The sequence below is a fragment of the Nonomuraea sp. NPDC049129 genome, assembly GCF_040648495.1.
Lineage (GTDB): Bacteria > Actinomycetota > Actinomycetes > Streptosporangiales > Streptosporangiaceae > Nonomuraea.
The window spans coordinates 1-19,411 of sequence record NZ_JBEZDU010000005.1 but is presented as its reverse complement, the minus strand read 5'-3'; the positions used below and the strand labels follow the sequence as shown (position 1 = coordinate 19,411).

Genomic DNA, 19,411 nt, shown 5'->3' with positions numbered 1-19,411 from the left:
GTGAAGGAGCGAAGTCTGTCCGTCCCGGAGCGGTTGCGGCCCCTGTACGAGGCCGCCGGAGAAGGTGCCCCGATGCTGCTCCTGTACGGCGAGGGCGCCCGAGACGCCTTCGTGACCGAGGACTACCACCGGGTCGATCTGAGCCAGGCGTTGCACGACACGCTGCACGCGGCCGGTTTCGAACGCATCGTGTTCTTCTCGATCGAGAACATGCTGACCGTCCGCGATGCGTCGTCCCGGCTGGGACCAGCGGAGGAGGCGCCCGCCGTCCGCCCGCGCCGGCACCCCGTCGGAGGGCCCCTCGGCACCGTGCTCCTGCGGGAGCCGCCGCGGCCCGAGCGGGCGGAGGTCCGCAGCGTCATGACAGACGTCTCCGCCATCCGGCTCATGCGGTCGTTGATGAGCAAGGGCGACGCCCGTACCGCGATGATCCTGGAACGGATCGAAGTGATCGACGCCTGGCTGGACGGCCACCGCGACCTGGCCACCGCCCTCGACAGCTGGCTGGACGGGCGCATGGGCGCCGGCAACCTCTGCCTGCTGCTCTTCGACAACGAAGAGCTCTCCCAGATCGAGCGATACGCCCAGAGCAGCCGGAATCTGCCGGGGCTGCGGGCGGCCGTCCGCGCGGAGCGCCGGCGCCGCGGCACCCCGGGGAGGGTCGAGCCGCCGCAGGAGGCCGAGCTGACCAGGCTGGTGCACCGGATGCACGTGAGCCGTGGGCTCGCCGTCGCGGACTGGGCCACGCTGTCCTCGCTCGTGAGGCAGATGGCGGCGGCGGGGCGGACGCTCAGGGAGTGGGAGGGAAGGCTGCGCGGCCTGTGCGACCGGCGGCAGCCCTTCGAGGCGGCCACCCTCCGGGAGCAGAACTGGATCGACGGCTCCATGTACTCCCAGCGCGACGTGTGGGACCGGCTCCGAGACCTCCAGGGACTCGAACCCGTCCGCCGCCACCTGGAGAACCTGCGCTGGCAGCCGCCTGAGGGCTCGGAGCCCGTGGCCCGGCACATGGTGTTCACGGGGAACCCGGGGACCGGCAAGACCACCGTGGCGCGGCTGGTCGGAGAGATCTTCCTGGAGCTCGGTCTGCTTCGGCGGGGCCACCTCGTCGAGGCCGGCAGGGCCGACCTGGTCGGCCAGTACGTGGGCGAGACCGCGATCAAGACCGAGGCGGTGATCGACCGGGCGCTGGACGGCGTGTTGTTCATCGACGAGGCGTACACGCTCAACGACGGCGAGGGGACCGGCGGATTCGGTCAGGAGGCGATCGACGTCCTGCTGGCCAGGATGGAGAACGACCGGCGGAGGCTGGTGGTGGTCGTGGCCGGTTACGGCGAGCCCATCCGCGAGTTCCTGGCGAGCAACCCCGGGTTGGAGAGCCGGTTCCCGAAGGCGAACTTCCTGGACTTCCCCGACTACGAGCCGCCGACGCTGGCGAGCATCTGCCGCACGTTCCTGGACGACCGCACGCTGGCGCGGACAGCCGCGTTCGACGCCGCGCTGGAGAAGGCGGTCGATCGGCTGTACCGCCAGCGGACCGAGCGGTTCGGCAACGCCAGGGCGATGAGGGAACTGGCCGATGAGACAGCCCAGCGCTGGGCCCTGCGCGTTCGCGACGACCGCTCCTCGCCGCTCGACCCGCGCGATCTGCCCGAGCGCTGGACCTTCGATCCCGTGCCACCGCCGCTCGCCGAGCTGCTCGGACCGCTGAACTCCCTGATCGGGATGCGGACGCTCAACGAGAGTGTGCGCAAGACCGTCCTGCGCATCCAGCACAACCAGCGCCGCGGGCGCGGCGAGGTACCGGCGCCGCATCTGCTGTTCGTCGGCCCGCCAGGCACCGGAAAGACCACCGTGGCCAGGCAGATCGGGCGGATCTTCCGGGAACTGGGGCTGCTCTCGCGCGGGCACGTGGTCGAGGTCGACCGGGCGGACCTGGTCGCCGGCTTCATCGGCCAGACGGCGCCGCTGGTGAGGAAGCGGATCGAGGAGGCCCGGGGCGGGGTGCTCTTCATCGACGAGGCCTACAGCCTGTCGCCCGGCGGGGAGGCGGCCGGACAGGACTTCGGGCGGGAAGCGATCGACACGCTCACCCGGGAGATGGAGAACAGACGCGGCCAGTTCAGCGTCATCGCCGCCGGTTATCCGGCCGAGATGGCCAGGTTCCTGGCCGCCAACAGCGGGCTCGCCTCCAGGTTCGGCGAACGCATCGAGTTCTCCGGATACGAGGTGGCGGAACTCGTGGAGATCCTCGCCTCGATGGCCACCGCGGAGGGGTACACGCTGTCGCCGCAGGCCCGGACGAAGAGCGCCGCCTGGCTGGAGGCCGCCCGGTGGGCGCCCGGCTTCGGCAACGCCAGGACCGTGCGCGGCCTGCACGAGGAGATGGTCGCGCGACTGGCCGCACGATGCGCCGAGGAACCCGGGGCCGATCCGAACGCCTTCCACGAAGAGGACGTCCCCTGTGCGCACCGGTAGCCCCGCCTGCCCGGTCTGCCGGCTGCCGATCACCCAGCACGAGCGCTGCGCGTGCGGCTGGACGCTGCGTACGAGCTGGACCGTGGGGGAGGGGAACCGGTCCGCCTTCGCGGCGGAGCTGGCCGCGGCGCAGCTCGCCCACGACGTACGGGTCGCCGCATGGGCCGGCTGCGACCGGGACACGATCGCCCCGCTGCTCCGCGGCGAGCCCACCTGGGCGGACTGGGACCAGGCGAAGGAGCGCCCCGCGGCGCGGACGGAGCCGCTCCATCCCGTGCTGGCGGCGGCCTTCGCGTCGCTGGCCGCCGGGCAGGTCCTCGCCCTGGTGGAGATCGGGGCGCAGGACGTCACGATCACCTGGGCCGCCGCCGCGGACCCCGATCCCGGCGGGCCGCCGGCCGAGCGACGGTCCCAGCCGTGGCGCGAGGTGCTGCCCATGCTGGCGACCGACGCGGAGCACCTGCGCTTTCAGCTCGCGGGCGGCCTGGCCGGAGTGGATCGGGCTGAGATCAGCGTGCGGCTGGCCGGCTGGGCCGAAGGCCTGCTGGCCGCGTCCGAGCTGCCGGCCGATTCCGTGCTGGTCGCCGTCAACCGCTGCCCCGGCTGGACGGTGCCAGCCGAGCTGATCGGCCATCTGCGGCGGTGTCATCCGAAGCTGAGGGCCGCCGCCGACGCCGGCGAGGTCGCGCCCGTGTGGGCCCGCGTCCTGGCCGAGCAGCCGCTGCACACCTCGTACGGCCTGCTCACCGCCGACGTCGGGAAGGACGGAACGGTCCGGCTGGCCTCCCGGCCGCTGTTCGCTCCGGGGGACCGCGCAGGGAAGACCGCCACGGTCGTGGTCCGCTGCCCGCCGGGCGGGGCCGACCGCGACTCCGTGCTGGTCGTGGTGACGGGCACGCGCCGCCTCGTCGGGGCCTGGTCCGTGAGACTGCGTCCGGGCGTGCCCGTCCCGGTGGAGGCGGAGCTGACGGCACCGGGACGGGTACGGCTGATCTCGCCCGCGGACGCCCGGCCGGATCGGCGGAGCCTCGCCCAGCTGGAGGCGCTCGCGCCCGGACGGATCCACGTCCGGAGCGGGCCGGTGGAGATCATCTGCCTGGTCGAGCTGAACGGGCCGCAGGATGCGGCGCTGCGGCGCAGGAAGCTGCTCGCGGAGCTGTTCGACCTGCTCGCGGCGGAGCTCACCGTGGCGGCCGGCGTCGCGCTTCTCGGCTACACCGACCACTACGCGGGCGCGGCGGACGAGCACGTCGTGCACGGGCGCTGGCTCGGCCCGCCAGCGGCGGCGCAGGAGACGCTCGACGCCCTGCCGGCCCCCGCGCCGCGCTGGAACCGGAACGCGGCGCCGCTGGAGGACGCCCTGCAGGAGGTGGCCCGGCGCTGCGCCCACCAGCCGGCGAGCCGGCCCCGCATCCTGCTGGTGGTGGCCGGCCGGCCACCGCATCCCGCCGCGGTCGCCGACGTGCCGCGGCCGGCGCAGCGGTGTCCCCACGGCTGGGACTGGACGACGTACGCGCGCCGGCTCGGCACCGCCGGCATCGGTGTCCGGCTGGTGGTGCTCGACGAGCCGCCCAGACCGCAGGAAGACCCCTGGCGGAGGCTGGGCCTGCGTGTGGTGGCACCGCTCGGCTCGGTGACCGCCGGCAAGCTCGCCGAGGCCATGGCACTGGTCTCGCCGAACCCCGTCCGCCTTCCCTTCCCGCTGGCCGACCCATTACAGGAGTGATCATGAGCCTTCCAGGCCCGGAACCGCGGGCCCCGTTCCAGGGACGCATCGGCCTTTGGGGCGCTCCCCAGAGCGGCAAGACGACCTTTCTCGCCGCACTGCGCGTGGCCGTCGACCACGGGGAGTCCGACTGGTGGCTGCACGGCAGCGACGACGCCTCGACGGACTTCCTCACCGACATGACCCATCAGCTGATCACGTTGCAGCAGTTCCCGGCCGCGACGCTGCGGCTGCCGCCGAACCTCCAATGGGTGTTCCGCGGCGAGCGGGAGGTACGCCGCAAGACCAGGCTCGGGCTGACCCGTACCGAACGAGAGGTCACGGCCATCATGCTCGACCTGCTCGACGCACCCGGGGGCATGTACCGGGGCGACAGCGGTGGGCCGAAGGCGGGGCTGTCGGGCCGGGTCCAGTTCGGCGGCGACGACGGAACCGACGCGGGCGACGGCCCGAAGGACCGGTCCGAAGAGGAGCGCCTGATCGACCATCTCGCGTCCTGTGACGGGCTCATCTACCTCTTCGACCCCACCCGCGAGCGGAGCCGGCGGGACTCCTACGACTACTTCCAGCGGACCGTGATGCAGCTGGCCCAGCGGGCCGCGGGCCGCAGCCGCGACCGGTTCCTGCCCCACCACCTCGCCGTCTGCATCACCAAGTTCGACCACCCCTACGTCTACGAACCCGCGCACCGGCTCGGCTACACGGACAACACCACCAAGGACGAGGGGTTCCCGACGGTGCCGGACGCGCTGGCCGCGGAGCTGTTCTCCCTCCTGTGCGCGTCCGACGTGCAGAACAGCGCCATCCTGCTGGACAAGGGCATCAGGACGTCCTTCAGCCCGGATCGCACGCGGTATTTCATGACCTCCGCGGTCGGCTTCTACCTCGACCCCAAGGTACGGCGGTTCCAGCCCGCCCAGCCCTGGAACGTCGTCGAGGAGACCGGCCCCGAAGGCGACACCACGCGCATCCTCGGCGGGGTCCACCCGATCAACGTTCTCGAGCCGCTGGTGTGGCTCGCCACGGCCACGCTCCCGAGGAGCTGACATGACACAGGTGCGGGTCGGCTGGGCGTTGCACGGGAAGCCCCGCGACAGTCACGAGGACTACACGATCATGGCGTCGGGCGGGTCCAGGTTCACCGACGGCGACCTCATGCTGATCCTCGCGCGGTTCTCGCTGGGCAACCCACCGGCGGATCGCGATTCCCCGGGATCGTTGCCGTGGGTGGCGATCAGCGAGGTGGGGGACGGCGAGGTCACCTATGTGGGCCTGACCATGCAGGAGTGGTCGAACGACCCCGATGGCGCGGGCCGGCCCATCGCGCACAGCCGGTACTTCGCCGTGCCGTACCAGGCGCTGTGCGCGGAGGCGATCTCCTACCAGGACCTTTACCACGCCCTCCGTGGTGCGCCGCTGCCGCCGGTGGGAACCCCGATGCGGATCGAGCTGTCCGCGACGAAGGCGGCCGAGCAGGCCCGGTCGATCGCGGAACTCGGGTTCGCCCGGGTCGCGACGGCCGCCGCGATGTCGCTGGAGGGGGCGGTCACCGTCACGCGCTGCCCGGAGCTGCGCCTGCAGGAGCGGCTGGCGTTCCTGGACGCGGTCGCCGCGTTGCTGCCGTACGGGGCGCGGACCACGTACAGCGCCGGCACCTGGCACGAGGGCGGGAGCAAGCATGTCAAGCTCGCCTTCGCCCGGCACAACCGGGCGGACTCCTTCGAGCTCGACTGGCTCGTCCCGGCGGCTCCCCCTGAGGGCGCCGACATCGCCGGGACCTATCTGCAGCGGCTACGCGAGCTGACCGGCGAGGGCGTGGGGGAAGAAGCGGTCGCCCGGGTCATCGGCCATCTGCGCCTGATGACCGGCTCGGTCAACGAGCCTGAGGACGCCATCCGACTTCTGGACGAGCTCGACTGGCATCGCCGGGTGCTGAAAGCGGCCCGGCAGGGGCGGGCGGCCCACGCGGACCTGCGGCGCATGTTCACCGCCGAGAAGTGGCGGCTGCTGGAGTCGCCGGAGGACCGGGTGACCGTTTTCGGCGAGCTGATCGATGCCGCGGACCGCGCGGACCTCCCCGTGATCACGCGCCTCTGGAACGAGGTGGCCGCCGTTCATAGCACGCCGTTCGACCGTCTGGCGCGCGTGGGCGCGACCGCGCTGTGGGGACCGGACCCCGATCGCGACGTGTCAGCGTATGTCGCCGCGGCCGAGACCTTGGGTTTCGGCGATCGATACCTGGCGACGGTGCTCGAACGCGGCGGCGCCACGGTGAACGCGCGCAACCTGGCCGTCGCCGCGGCGCAGGTCAAGCGGCGGCTCGACGTCGACCACGCCCAGACCTTCGAGGTTCTCGTGCGCGACGTCCCCCTGACGTTCGCACTGATCACGGAGTTCCTGGACCGGCCGGAGGACGTGTCCACGCTGGTGGAGCGGCTGAAGACGCGCCTACCCGCCGAGATGCGCTGCTTCGACGCGATCCTCGCCGGTTCCGTCGTGCCGATCAGCGATCGCGACCTCGATCAGCTGGCGGCCTACGGGACGAACTGCCTGTACGACTTCCTGCGCGTCGCCGCCGTGTACGAGCGGCTGGGGCTGGTGCTGCCCGCGTTCGCCGGCTGGCTGGCCGGCCGGGCCCGGGTCGACGCCGCCTTCTGGAGCAGTCGGCTGGCCGACTTGGATCAGCCGGGTGCCACCGAGCAAGGCATGATCGACGCGTTGCTGCTCGCGTTGCGGAGCGGGCTGCGGCATTTCCGCGTCGCCGCGGGTGGGGACCGGGCAGCCTACCGGGGCGGGTTCCTGGAGGTCCTGCGGCTGTCGTCGCCTCTGCGCACCCGTGTCCTCGACGGCCTGGCCCAGCAGCTGGGGACCTGGGCCTGGCCCGCCGAGCCGGACTCGGCCGCGCTGGTCCTCAGCCTGTCGGCGGCCGTCGGCCGGGACGGAGGGCCCGGCGATGTCCGCCTCGTAGGCGCGGTCGCAGCCGGGCGCGCCCTGGATCCCTCCCTTGACGCGAACCCGGAATACGCGGACTGGTGGGCGGCCGCCCTCCGCGAGCACCCGTCGCTGCGGACGGAGGCGCCGCTGATCGCGCTCCGGGCGCTGCACCGGAACGCCGACCCGAGGCATGTGGCGGTGTTGTGCGCCGACGGGTATCGCGCCGGCAACACGGCCGGCCAGGCTTATAAGGCGCTTCGCGGTTCCGGATGGCGTCCGACCGTCGAGGGGCTGCTGTCGCTGCTCGCCGAGATCCGCCTGCGGCGCCCGCCCACCCTCGCCCACCCCGGCCGGATGGACGAGTGGGTCCGCGACCTGCTGAGGGCGTACACGGCAGAGGACGCCTTCGGGGCCGCGCTGCGGACGGAGGTCACCCGTCGGCTGCTCCGTGAGATGGGCTTCCATCTCGATCTCCTCGCATGCGTCGTGCCGGATGACCCGCCGAACGGCCACGTGCTGAGCGACGAGGCCAGGGAGGAGCTGAAGGAGACCGCGCAACGGATCAAGGACTTCGCCGGAGAGAGAGGACGCAGGCTGTGGCGCCGATGACGATGGTGCTCGACACCGACGGCGGCCGCACCGAGGCGAGCGGAGAGTCGTTCACGGTGCGGCCCGTTCCGGAGGCGACCGGCTCCCGGGCTCTGGACGACGCGCTGCGGCCGCCGGCGCACGGCCGGATCGTCCTGCTCACGGGCGGGATGGGGGTGATCGAGGAGGAACTGCTCCATCGAGCACTGGTGCCGCTGGGGCCCGTGCACCCGGTGCCGAGGACCGCGGCCGCGGTCTCGGCGATCATCGGACCAGGCACGGCAGAGGGCCCGCGGCTGGTCTGCGACGCGGGGGAGAGAGGCTTCACCGTCGTGCTGGCCGACGCCGGCGACGGGCTGATCCGGCCCGTCAGCGTCATGAACGAGCCGAAGCTGGGCCGGTGGGCCTTCGTCGAGGCGGTGACCGCCGCCGGGGCCCCGGAAACGCGGGCCGAGATGGGCAGAGCGTTGCGCCAGCCCGGCGGCCGGCTCGCGACCGTGATCCAGCAGGCGATGAGGCACGACTTCGTGCGTGACGAGGCGGTGGCGGCAGGGGTCACCGCGGGCCTGGTGCTCGACACGTTCACGGCCTTCGCCGAGCGGATCAAGACGCTGCTGCCCTCCTGCCCCGGCGCCGAGATCCTCCTCATCGGAGGGTTCGCGGACTTTCCGCTGGTCCGGCAGGCCATAGCGGACGCTGCCGGCCGCGAACCCCGCACGCTCGATGTGGTGGCGATCGCGCGTGGCGCCTGCGATGTGGCGGAGGGCCGCACCAGGGTGGCCGCGATGCCGCACGAGCAGGTCGCGCTTCCGCTGCACCGGACGAGAGCCGGACTGCTGGAGGAGATCGCGGTGCCCCTGCCCACCGGGCTGGGAGAGTTCGCCCAGCTGGACGATGGTCCCCTCGTCCTGAGCAACGGAGGGACGCCCACGGCGAAACCGGCGCTGCCGGATCGCCTGCCGCTCGTCGTCGCAGGCGAGCGGTGCCGAGTCAGCCTGGCCGGGCTCCCGCCAGGCCAGTACAGAGTCGGCGTACGAGGTGCGCCGATCGGCCTGCTGTTCGACAACGAAGCGGCCGACCCGATCCTGATCCCGGTGGAGAGACAGACATGAACGATCCCCTCGCCGACCTCAAGGCGACAGTGGCGAACGTCTCCCGGCAGGCCACCGAGATCGGCCCGGCGGACGACGCCGTCGCCTTCGCCTTCGTCACGGACCTGGCGGCCTCCCTGGACGGCGTGCCCGCCCTGCTGAACCGGGTCCTCGACCTGGTCGAGACCGCGGCGGCCGGACCGCCCACCCGTGAGCGCGTGCTCTCCCGTCTCGACGACCTGCGCCGGCTGCAACGGCGCATCGAGGCCGACCACGAGGTGCTGCAACGACTCCGACCCGTCCTCGAGGAGCTGCGGGCCGCCGAGGCGGAACACGAGCGGCTGGCCGCCGAGCTGACCGACCTGCTGCGGCTGCAGGATCTCGCCGGGGAGCTCCACGACCTGAAGGCCCAGCGGGCGCGGCTGACCGACCGGTACGAAGAGCTGACGGCGGTGAGCACCGCCGAGCGGGAACTCGCCGCATCGGCCGCGGCCGTGGTCACCCTGACCAAGGCACAGCTCGCGAAGGTCGGCGAAGAGACCGCCGAGACGCTCACGGAGGCGGAGCAGACCGGCCGCGACCTCGCCGAGGCCAGAAGGAGCCTTGCGACCGAACGCACTCGGCTCGACCGGCTCGGCGCCGAACTCGGCGAGGCCGTCGAGGGTTTCGCCGCTCTCAGGGAGCAGTGCGAGCGGCGGCTGCCCTCCATCGAGGCCTACCGGCTGGCCCAGCGGCGGCTGCTGGAGGGCATCGGCGCCGACCCATCGCACAACGGATCGGGGCTGGACCACGCGAACACCGCACTCGACGAGTTCGACCAGCGGCTTGCCGACGTCAAGGCCGCCTTGAAGATCGCCCTCGCCGTCCATGACGAGGCCTATGAGCAGGCACGCGCCCTGCTCCCCGTGCAATGACGTACGGAGGACACGAGGAAACCATGAACGACGAACGGCAGCGGCGCCTGCGCGAGGTGCTCCGGCGCTACGCGGCCGGCGAGCCGGACGACGACGTCCAGGCCCGGCTCGACGAGGCGCTCGACGACGCCCGGTGGCTGGTGGACCGGGCGCCGGGGGCCGAGACGTGGCTGCTGCTCGGCCAGGTCCGGCAGGCCCGCTGGGAGCTGCTGGGCGGTGCGGAAGACCTGGACGGCGCGATCGCGATGCTCTTCCGGGCGGACGACACCGCCCAGGAGGGGACCGGATTCGGCTGGGACGAGCACTTCTCGCTCGGCCAGTTGCTGATGACCCGGTTCGAGCACCAGCAGACCACCGGCGATCTCGACCCGGCCGTGGAGCGGCTGCGCATGGCCGAGGGGAGCCTCGCCGAAACCCTGTGGTGGATGCGCCTCCGGCTCGCCGACGTGCTGGCGACCCGTTCCGCCGTCCTCGGCGAGAGCGACGACCGCGAGGAGGCGATCGGCCTCCTCGACACGTTGATGAAGCAGGTTCCCACCGAGCCGGAGGCCGCCGTCCAGGCGGGGCACGTCTATCTCCGGCTCGGTGAGGAGACGAAGGGCATGGAGATCCTCGCCGGGGTGTGGTCGGCGTCGGAGGGCGCGGTCGCCGCCGAGGCCGGTTGGGAGCTCACGCTCGCATTGGGCAACCGCTACCAGGGACCGGACGGATCATCGGCCGACCTCGACGCCGCCATCGAGACGGCCTCCCGCCTGATCACCGAGTCCCGGCTCACGGGCCGGCAGTCGTCGCCCACCGAGGCCGAATGCCATGCCGTGCTCGGTGTGCTCCTGATGTGGCGCAGCGGGATCGGGCTGCCGGAGGCCCCCGACGAACACGACATCGTTCTCGCGCTCCAGTCGGGGCAGACCGCGACCCGGAACGCGGACCTCGACGAGGCCGTCCGGCACCTCGTCCTCGCCGTCGCCTTGGACCAAGGCGACGCCGAGTCGGCGGTCGTGCTCGGTGCCTTGTCGCTCGCGACAGCGGCGGGCCCGGGCCATCCGGCGATCGGCGTGCTGGAGCGGGCCCTTGCCGCACTGTCGCCGGACCACCCACTGGGGCCGCGGCTGATCGGGCTGGTCGAGCTGCTGCACGCCGGGCCGGGTCCCGGCGTGCCGCCCGGCGAGGACCGGTTCATCCGGCACCTGGAGACCTATCTGAGCTCGCCGGCGGCGCGTCATCAGATGCGTTCGGCCGCCCAGACCTTCCTGGGCGTCACGCTGATCTCACGAGGTGTGGACCTCGGTGACGAGGACATGTGCCGCCGGGGCGTCGCCGCGTTCCACGACGCGCTGGAAGGGCTGGACCCAGGGCACCCTCTTTGGAGGTGTACCGTCATCCGGCTGATCAACGCCATGATCACCATGCGGGTCTTCGATCAGGCGGCGGTGGACCTCGACCGGGTCGCCGCGCTCATGAAGGGCCGCTCAGGCCCTCTCGAACTGGTCGCACTGGAGCTCGCTCTCGGGTGGCGGGACGGCATGCCCGCCGTTCTGACCAGGACCGCGGAGCGCGTCACGGACGCGATGGCCGACGTCGTGGCGGGGGACCCCGCCCGGGTCCTGTTCCTGATGGTCGCGCAGCCGCTCTTCGTCGAGCGGTACCTCGCCACGCAGAATCTCGAATACCTGGACCTGGCACAGCGCTGCGTCCAGGAGCTGCGAGCCCTGCCCGGATGGGCCCGATCGGGCGACGATCCGGTGGGAGGCATGGCGGCCGTCGTCGATGTCATGCAGGCGGTGGCCCGCCGTGACCGCGCGGCCGCGGTCGAGGCGGCGGAGCGGCTGAAGGTGCTGACCGCGGAGGGCTTTCCGCGGGAGGCCGGCTTCTTCGCCGCGCTCGCGAGCGCGGTCGCCAACGACGCCGCCGGGGTGGACGCGGCCCTGGCGCTCGCGACCGGTGCGGATCGTGCGCCCGGGGCCCCCCGGGAGAAGCCGGACAACGGGCAGCGCGCAGCGACGGCCATCATGAGAGGCGTCTGGAGCCGCGACGACGGCGAGCTGTCTCGCGGCATCGACCTGGTGCGCCGCGTCCTGGCCGGTTCCGAGTCGCACATCGGCGGCCTCACGTCGAACGCGGCGATCCTGGGCAAGGCGCTGGCGTTCCGGCACGGGCTCGGCGGCGCTCCGGAGGATCTGGACGAGGCGATCGCCAAGCTGGAGGAGGCCGCCGCCGAGCGGAGCTCGAACCCGGGCGCGGCCCTTGCGGCGCAGATCTTGGCGGACCTGTCGGAGACGCACCGGCGCAGGAGCGGCGGCGACGGTCCCGCCATCGATCGCGCCCTCGAATCGCTGCGGGCCCGGCTGCGCGAGGTGCAGCTGCAGAGCGGCACGGAGCGCATGCTCGCGATGTCCAAGGCCGGCAGCGGCGAGGCCATGCGGGTTGCCGGGTGGTGCATCGCGGACGGCCGTACGGACGCCCTCATCGAGGCGCTGGAGCTGGGCCGCGGGCTGGTCCTGCAGGCCGCGATCTCGGTTCGGAGCGTTCCCGAGCTGCTGCGGGACGTGGGCCGGCACGACCTCGCCAGCGCGTGGGAGTCGGCGGACGACGTCAGGCCCGAGGTGCGGGCCCGGGCGTTCGCGGCGTTGAGCGACTCTCCGCTGCAGCGCCCGGCGACGGTGGGCGAGATCGGCGCGGGGCTGCGATCCGCCCACGCGGACGCGCTCGTCTACCTGCTGCCGGGCGCCACGGACGCCGGGGGCGCGGCGGTGCTCGTACGCTCCGACGAGACGGTTGCCGTGATCCCGTTGCCGGAGCTGCGCGCGGACGGCCCGATCAAGCGCTACGCGACGGCGCACGACGACTTGCTCGCCGCCTATCGCACGCCCGCGGAGAAGGAGGCGAAGCAGGACTGGTCGCTGGCGCTCACGCAGGTGTGCGACTGGGCCGGGCCCGCTGTCATGGGGCCGGTGCTGTCTGGGCTCGGCACCGGATCCGGCTCACCCAGGCTGGTCCTGGTGCCCTGGGAGCTCGGCGGCCTCGTCCCATGGCACGCGGCCCGGCTCGGAGACACGCGCGTGTGCCAGCGGGCGGTCATCTCGTACGCCACCTCCGGACGCCAGCTGATCGAGGCCGTCGGCCGGACGTATCGGCCGCTTCTCTCACGTCCCGTCATCGTGGCCGATTCGGTGGGGGACCTCATGCCGAACAGCCGGAGGGAGTGCGCGGAGATCGGTCGCCTGTGGTATCCGGACGCGGCGCGGCTGGGGAGGTGGCGGCATGAGGAGGCGCGCCCCGCGACGGTTCCCGAGCTGATGGCGGTGCTGTTCGAGGCGTCCATGCTCCATTACAGCGGGCACGCCTACTCCGCTACGTGGGCCGCGGACTCCTACTTGTATCTCGCCGGAAGAGGCGGCTCGGACGCCGGGGAGAAGCTGACGATCAACGACATACTCCGCTTCACCCGCACGACGGCGCGGCCGGGCGCGGTGGTGGTCCTGACCGCCTGCCTGTCGGACGTCGCCCGGGAGAGCTTCGACGAGGCCCTTACGCTGTCGACCGCCCTGCTCGCGACGGTCGCGGCAGGTGTCGTCGGCTCGCGCTGGCTGGTGGCGGACGACCCGCGGACCGCGGTGATGATGGCGATGTTCCACCATCACCTCCGCCGGACTCCCGAGGACCCCGCCCTCGCCCTGCACGAGACACGGCTGTGGATGCTCGACCCCGCCCGGGAACTGCCTGCCGGGATCGGCGAGCGGCTGCGCAGGCTGACGGCGGGGCTCGATTTCACCGACATCCGCATCTGGGCGGCGTTCACCCATCAGGGCAAGTGACCTCGGCCGTCCGGGACGCGCCCGGCGGCTCCCCGCGCTGAAAGGCGGCTTCGATGAACGATGACCGGGCCGGGCAGATCATCGCCTGGCGGCGACGGCGGGAGGACGCGCGCGCCGAGGGCTGGGAGGACGAGTGGCGGACCGAGATGGTCGCCATGCTCATCGGTGATCCGGACGTTCCGGACGGCGCCGACGAGGCCATCCACCTGCTGTCCGAAGCTCCCGATCCGACGTGGGAGGAGGAGTCGGCGCTCGCCGACCTGCTGTTGTGCCGGCACGGGACCGGCCGCGCCGGTCCGGCCGATCTCGATCAGGCCGTGGAACGGCTCCGTAGTGTGCTCGTGCGTTGTGGCCAGGACCAGCCGCAACAGCTGCTCGACCTGGCTCTGGCCCTCGCGCTACGCGCCGACGCGCGACCGCCCGGGATCGCCGATCGCGACGAGGCGATCGGCTGGCTGGAGCGAGCAGACGCCCTCTGCGGACCCGAGGAGCCCGTCCGACCCGTGGTCCTCTACTGGCTGGCCGTGTCCGTGGTGGAGCGGGCCCAGGACCGTACGGACCTGGATCGGGCGGTCGACCACCTGGAAGAGGCGCTCGGCCTGGGCTCGCTGGACGACCCGGGGCGCGCCGAGGTCGAGGCCCGGCTCGGCGACGTCCTGGCGTACCGCATCATCCACCACGGCGGGGATGGCCCGGCCCTGGACCGCGCGATCGGCCTCCTGGAGGCCGGCTACGACACCCTTGAGGAAGCGCCCGCACGACAGAAGGCGGCCAGGACCATCGCCGGCCTCTACGACCGCCGGGCGGGCCGTCCGTGCGGGCCCGCGCCCGACCGCGGCGTCGCCGCCGGATGGCTGCGCCGGGCCCTGGCCGAAGAGGCACCGCAGGGAGTCGCACAATGCCACGCCGACCTGGGCCTCCTGCTGTTGCGGCAATGCCTGCCAGAAGACACGCCAGAGGATCTGACGGGACTGGGGCTCGCCGCGGCCGCCGAGCTCGGGGCCAGGGCACGAGCCCAAGGCGCGGAGGGCACTCTGGCGGAGGCCGGACGGCATCTGGGCCGCGCCGCCGAGCCGACCGGCGATCCGCGCATGCGCGGCCTGGCGGCGATCGCCACCATGATCTCGGCCCGTTCGACCGGGGAGGTTCAAGAGGCCGTGGCCGCGCTCCAGAGCGCGGCCACGGCCATGCCCGAGAAGGACCGCGCGGTGGCGGCCCCCATGGTCGCCTTCCTTGAGACCGAGACCGAGGCCGCTTCGCTCCCGGCCACCGCCGAGCAGCTCGACGCGCGGGCCGGGAAACTGCGGGAGGCCGCCGCGCTGCCGCACGGGCACCCGCTCCGGCCCGCCGCGCTGGCCCGCCTCGGCGAGACGCTGACCCAGCGGGGAGAGCTGCCCGGCGGTGCGGACGCGTATGCAGAGTCGCGTGAGGTGCTGGCGGAGGCGTTCCGCGGGATGCCCAGAGGGCATCCGCTCCGCGGTGCCACGGCTCTCGCTCTGGCTCGCGCCGTCCTGAACACCAGGTGGCGGATCCCGAGCCGGGCCGAGCTCGATCACCTCGTCGAGTGCTTGCCCGCCGCCGGCGCGCTCAATCCGGCGAATCCTCTCGCCGAGGACGCCGAGCTCTACGCCGCGTCCGGCGCCGCCCGCGGCATGCGCGCGGTCTACTCCTCCGCCCGGGACGACTTCGAGGACGCCCTCCGCCTCCTCAACAGGGCCGTCGAGCTCATCCCGGCCGGCCATCGACATCGCGGATGGCTGTTGCTCCTCGCCGCGTCCGTGCTGACCGACCGCTTCAGCCTGGACGGGGACCTGCAGTATCTCGACACCGCCCTCGATCTGTACGCCACGATCGAGGAGGATTCCCCCGATGTCGTGGACGGACCTGCCTTCCGTGCGGCCCGTGGGACGGCCCTCATGCTCAGGGCGATGCGCGATCGCGGCACAGATCGGTTGGAACGCGGCATCGCCGACATGGAGCGCGCGCTCTCGACCGTACCGGCCGACCTCCCCGGCCGCGACGCCATGGAGGTGATCATCGCGGCGTCCCGGCACCTCGCCGCCGGGACGGTGGACGGAGCCGTCCTGGACAGGATGATCAAAGTCGCGGGCGAGGCAAGTACGGAACTCATCCACGGCAAGGAGGTGATCATGAGCCTCGCGGACGGCCTGCACCGGCTCGCCCGCGGCGGAGTCCCCGACGGCGCCGAGGCGATCGTCCGGCGACTGGACGAGTTTCCCGGACACTTTGCCCAGACGTACAGCCATGAGGTGCACGCCGAGCAGCTGCGGGCTCGGGGCGACCTGGCCGGGGCCGTACGGGCCGGGCTGCGGGCACAGCGTGCCCGCCTGACGGAGGTCATGGTGCAGACCGCGGTGGGGCGCGGGCTCGACGCGTCCCGCGAGGCGGGCGACTACGCGCTGAACAACGCGAAGCTGGCCATCAGAGCGGCCATGCCCGCCGAGACCGTGGAAGCACTCGAGCTCGGCCGGGGGACGGCCTTGCACGCGGCCACCGCGTCCGGCCTGGGCAGGCTCCTCGACGCGGCCGGAGAGGGGGCGCTCGCGCGCGAGTGGGCCGATCGTACGACCGGAGGCCGGCGGGATGCGCAGCCGGCGATCGGCATCCCGGACGATCTCCGCCGTCGGGTGGTCCTGGCCCTGGCCAGGGCCGACGAGGCTGGCCTGGTCGCCCCGCCCGGCGTCGGCACGATCGCGGCCGCCCTCCGGGGCGGCGGCTTCGACGCGCTGATCCATCTGCTGCCCCGCACGGCCGAGGGCCCGGGGCGCGCTGTGCTGGTGCGCGAGAACGGCCGGGTGGACAGCCTGGAGCTGCCCGGCCTCGACCCGGGGCCGCGAAGCCGGGTCGACTCCTACCGGCTGGCGCTGATGGAACTCCTCGGCTGCCTCCGCGGGAACGGCACGGACCTGCGCAGGGCCAAGAGACGCTGGCGAATCGCCCTGCTCGATCTGTGCGAATGGGCCTGGCGGGCTGGCATGGAGCGGGTGCTGGAGCAGGTGCGGCGGCCGGGCCGCGTCCAGCGTGTCGTGCTGGTCCCCTGGGGCAGGCTCGGCCTCGTGCCCTGGCACGCGGCCGGGCTGCCCGTCGAGGGCAGGTACGCCTGCCAGCAGGTCGCCGTCACCTACGCCGCCTCGGCCCGGCAGCTCTGCGCCGTGCTCGCCCGCACCCCGGCCGATCCCGCCGCCGCACCCCTTCTGGTCAGCGACCCCACAGGGCAGACCCGGCTGCCATGGTGCCGCACGGAATGCGACGAGATCGCCCGGCTCCACTATCCGGCGGCCGAACGGCTGGGACGCTGGCGAGGGCGCAGCTCCCTGACCGCGACGGGCGAGGCGACCGCAGAAGCCGTGCTGGCCCGCCTGCCCGGCGGCGCCGAGCCCGCGTCGTTGCTGCATCTCGGCTGCCACGCAGTCTCCGCTCCGTCCGCCGAGGACTCGGCCATCCTGCTGCACGGCGAAGACGGCCGGCTCAGCGTCGACCGCATCCTGGAGCGGGCCGCGCGCGAAGAGGCGGGCGGGACCGGCCCGCTGATCGTCCTCAGCGCCTGCACCGGTGACCTGACCGAGAACGACCACGACGAGGCGCTGACACTGGCCTCGGCCCTGCTCGCGGCCGGCGCGGCCGGTGTCGTCGCCTCGCGCTGGGCGATCGACGACGACCCCCGGACAGCCCTGATGATGACCATGTTCCACCACTTCCTCGGTACGGCGCCCGGCGCGCCTGGGGAGGCCCTGCGGCGGACCCAGGCGTGGATGCTCGATCCAGAGCGGGAGATCCCTGACACGATCTCTTCAGGGCTGCGCCGGCTGGCGACCGAGAAGAACCTCGGCGACCCCGCCATCTGGGCCGCCTTCACGGCTCAGGGGCGGTGACCCCCGGTCGGCGGATTGACGGCAACCCCGTACGGCAGCAGCAGCCTGGAGAGCTCGGCATAGCAGGCGTTGTCGCTGAGCAGGAACCCCTCCCCGGGTACGGTCTTGATCGCGTCGGCGCATCGGTCGCCGAAGAACATCATGGCGTGCCTGGGGGAATCCCTCTTGGCCTGCCACACCATGCCCTGTGGCGCGCCCGGCCAGCCCCTGCCCTGTTCGCGCCAGTCGCGCCCGTGCACCCACATCGCCCATCGCCGGGTCAGGTCGTAGTCGACGGCCTCGGCGTGCACGAGCCATTCCGTGGCGCAGATACCACTCAGATCCTGCTGGTCGGCGAGTATGAGTACGCGCACATCCCTGGTCAGCTCGATGGCGGACAAGCGCAGTTTCTTGATCACCGCCCGGACGACGGCGCGGCCGCCGGTCTTGTCGAACAGGAGGCTGCGGACGATCGTCTCCATCAGCGCCGTCGACTTCTCCGCCGCCGCGTAGAGGTACGGGTAGAAACGCAGTGAGGTGCTGTCGAATCGGCCTCCGCCGATCTTGTGATTGGCCGGGAGGGGGTTGAACTCGTGCGCCTCCCGAGTCACCGAGTGGACCCGCCACAGCCGCGTCCCCTGGGGGAGGACGTCCGTCGTCGCCACGCCGGGGCACATGTCAGGAGGAAGGCTCGCGGTCATCGTCAGAACCCCTCCAGCTCGGCCTGGGCGGCGGCGACGAGATCGTCGTCGCGATCGGCGCCGAGCAGCTCGGCGGGGGCCGCGCCGAGCCAGGCGTTGCCGTACAACCACCAGCCGGCCACCCCCCATGGATCGTCGTCCACGTCCAGCAGCCGGTTGATCAGCAGCACCACGGGTATGGCCAGGCCGTCCGCGTCGAACTGGAAGGCCGGGACACGAGTCGTCCCGTCCCCGGCGCTGAGCCGGACCAGATTGGGGTCATGGCCGTCGAGGACGTCGTCCGGCCGGTAGGCGGGCGCTGCCAGCAAGGAGGTGTGGATCTCCGCCAGCAGATGCTCCGGGCCGGGGTACGGCCCGGCCAGGTCGACGGCGCGGATCCGGGAAAGGGCTGTGTCCCACTCCCGGGGGCCGGAGTTGTCGAAGCGCATCGCGCTGGTTATCGCCTCGCGCACCGGGTGTCCTGGGGGAAGCTCCGGTTCCACCAGTTCGACGATGTCAAGGGTGAGCTCTTCTAGCGCGTCCCGGTCGTCGCCGGCTTGCCGCAGCTGTTCGAGCAGCCGGTCGAGCTCCGCGGAGAGCTCGTCGCCCAGGTGCCGCCGGACCTCTTGGAGATCGTTGATGAGCGCAGTGATGAAAGCCGGCCCGTCCATGGTCCCTCCTTCGGGTGGGGAGCTCCCCGGCGCTCTCGCGTCTCCCCATTGTCGCCGGGCGCGGGCGATCGCGGGGGTGGATCGGCTTTCCGCGCGACCACCGCACGTTCCGGCCACTTGACGACCCGAAGAGGCGACAAGCGGTCCACGGCGGCCGGAACGCCTCGAAGCGCATCCGCAGACACCGGGCCATCAATCCGTCGCTGCATTCCCCGGTCCGTCATCTCCGGCTTAAGTTGGTCTCGTTGGGCCGGAGTTCCGTCCACGGGAGTGGTGTACGAGTTGGAGCACGTGCCGAGCACTGCGACCGTGAAGGACTCTGCTGGCTAACTCGTTTCAGGCGGTCAAGGCTGGTTCGAGTCGGCCAGGTGGCTGGTGCGTTTGCGCTCCAGGGGATGGCCGTTCCACCAGTTGTCCAGCCGGATGAGGTTGACGGCGATGGCGGAGACGATGTGTTCGAGGTGCAACAATTGCCGGACGTCATTCGACACGCTGCCGATCCTCTCACGGCCCCCTGGCGTGTACGATTACGTCGGGCAGCCTCAAGGACCCCTTTTCATCCCCAGGCGGCTTGGGCAACGCGGTGATTTTGCAGGACGGCGATGGCCTTGCAGAGGTGGCCGGCCTTGCTCGGGCTGCAGC

General features: G+C 72.4%; 11 protein-coding genes. 8 read left to right on the top strand and 3 right to left on the bottom strand.

Annotated features, from left to right (window positions below; translation table 11 throughout):
• From AB0B64_RS16000 to AB0B64_RS15965, 8 genes are read left to right on the top strand one after another with little or no spacing between them, the layout of a single operon-like run.
• Positions 1–2,478: an AAA family ATPase gene (locus AB0B64_RS16000; protein WP_358178059.1), complete on the top strand. Its 2,478-nt coding sequence runs from the start codon at positions 1–3 to the stop codon at positions 2,476–2,478.
• Complete coding sequence (locus AB0B64_RS15995) at positions 2,465–4,204, top strand: hypothetical protein (RefSeq protein WP_358178056.1); 1,740 nt, start codon at positions 2,465–2,467, stop codon at positions 4,202–4,204. Before AB0B64_RS16000 ends, AB0B64_RS15995 begins: the two co-directional genes overlap by 14 nt.
• Before the next feature lie 2 nt (positions 4,205–4,206).
• A complete protein-coding gene (locus AB0B64_RS15990; protein ID WP_357953911.1) occupies positions 4,207–5,250 on the top strand; it encodes a hypothetical protein in 1,044 nt (347 codons plus the stop codon).
• A gap of 1 nt (position 5,251) precedes the next feature.
• Positions 5,252–7,747, top strand: coding sequence for a hypothetical protein (locus AB0B64_RS15985; RefSeq protein WP_358178053.1), 2,496 nt, complete (start codon positions 5,252–5,254; stop codon positions 7,745–7,747).
• A complete protein-coding gene (locus tag AB0B64_RS15980) occupies positions 7,735–8,838 on the top strand; it encodes a hypothetical protein (RefSeq protein ID WP_358178051.1) in 1,104 nt (367 codons plus the stop codon). The genes AB0B64_RS15985 and AB0B64_RS15980 overlap by 13 nt, the downstream gene beginning before the upstream one ends.
• Complete coding sequence (locus AB0B64_RS15975) at positions 8,835–9,731, top strand: hypothetical protein (RefSeq protein ID WP_357953905.1); 897 nt, start codon at positions 8,835–8,837, stop codon at positions 9,729–9,731. Before AB0B64_RS15980 ends, AB0B64_RS15975 begins: the two co-directional genes overlap by 4 nt.
• A 23-nt stretch (positions 9,732–9,754) precedes the next feature.
• Complete coding sequence (locus AB0B64_RS15970) at positions 9,755–13,546, top strand: CHAT domain-containing protein (protein ID WP_358178048.1); 3,792 nt, start codon at positions 9,755–9,757, stop codon at positions 13,544–13,546.
• A 53-nt stretch (positions 13,547–13,599) separates the two neighbouring features.
• Complete coding sequence (locus AB0B64_RS15965; protein ID WP_357953901.1) at positions 13,600–17,439, top strand: CHAT domain-containing protein; 3,840 nt, start codon at positions 13,600–13,602, stop codon at positions 17,437–17,439.
• Here AB0B64_RS15965 and AB0B64_RS15960 read toward each other — a convergent pair.
• The 3 genes from AB0B64_RS15960 to AB0B64_RS15950 all read right to left on the bottom strand — a co-directional run bounded on the left by AB0B64_RS15960 (position 17,427) and on the right by AB0B64_RS15950 (position 19,260).
• Positions 17,427–18,119: an RES family NAD+ phosphorylase gene (locus AB0B64_RS15960; protein ID WP_357953899.1), complete on the bottom strand. Its 693-nt coding sequence runs from the start codon at positions 18,117–18,119 to the stop codon at positions 17,427–17,429. The genes AB0B64_RS15965 and AB0B64_RS15960 overlap by 13 nt on opposite strands.
• A 2-nt stretch (positions 18,120–18,121) precedes the next feature.
• Complete coding sequence (locus tag AB0B64_RS15955) at positions 18,122–18,769, bottom strand: hypothetical protein (protein WP_357953897.1); 648 nt, start codon at positions 18,767–18,769, stop codon at positions 18,122–18,124.
• A 344-nt stretch (positions 18,770–19,113) separates the two neighbouring features.
• Complete coding sequence (locus AB0B64_RS15950; protein ID WP_357953895.1) at positions 19,114–19,260, bottom strand: hypothetical protein; 147 nt, start codon at positions 19,258–19,260, stop codon at positions 19,114–19,116.
• Positions 19,261–19,411: the final 151 nt, after the last annotated feature.

What these genes read in the sequence shown, in the direction of transcription:
- AB0B64_RS15975 (WP_357953905.1), top strand. Translation starts at nt 8,835, where the DNA reads ATGAACGATCCCCTCGCCGACCTCAAGGCGACAGTGGCGAACGTCTCC.
- AB0B64_RS15985 (WP_358178053.1), top strand. Translation starts at nt 5,252, where the DNA reads ATGACACAGGTGCGGGTCGGCTGGGCGTTGCACGGGAAGCCCCGCGAC.
- AB0B64_RS15970 (WP_358178048.1), top strand. Translation starts at nt 9,755, where the DNA reads ATGAACGACGAACGGCAGCGGCGCCTGCGCGAGGTGCTCCGGCGCTAC.
- AB0B64_RS15990 (WP_357953911.1), top strand. Translation starts at nt 4,207, where the DNA reads ATGAGCCTTCCAGGCCCGGAACCGCGGGCCCCGTTCCAGGGACGCATC.
- AB0B64_RS15955 (WP_357953897.1), bottom strand. Translation starts at nt 18,769, where the DNA reads ATGGACGGGCCGGCTTTCATCACTGCGCTCATCAACGATCTCCAAGAG.
- AB0B64_RS15960 (WP_357953899.1), bottom strand. Translation starts at nt 18,119, where the DNA reads ATGACCGCGAGCCTTCCTCCTGACATGTGCCCCGGCGTGGCGACGACG.
- AB0B64_RS15965 (WP_357953901.1), top strand. Translation starts at nt 13,600, where the DNA reads ATGAACGATGACCGGGCCGGGCAGATCATCGCCTGGCGGCGACGGCGG.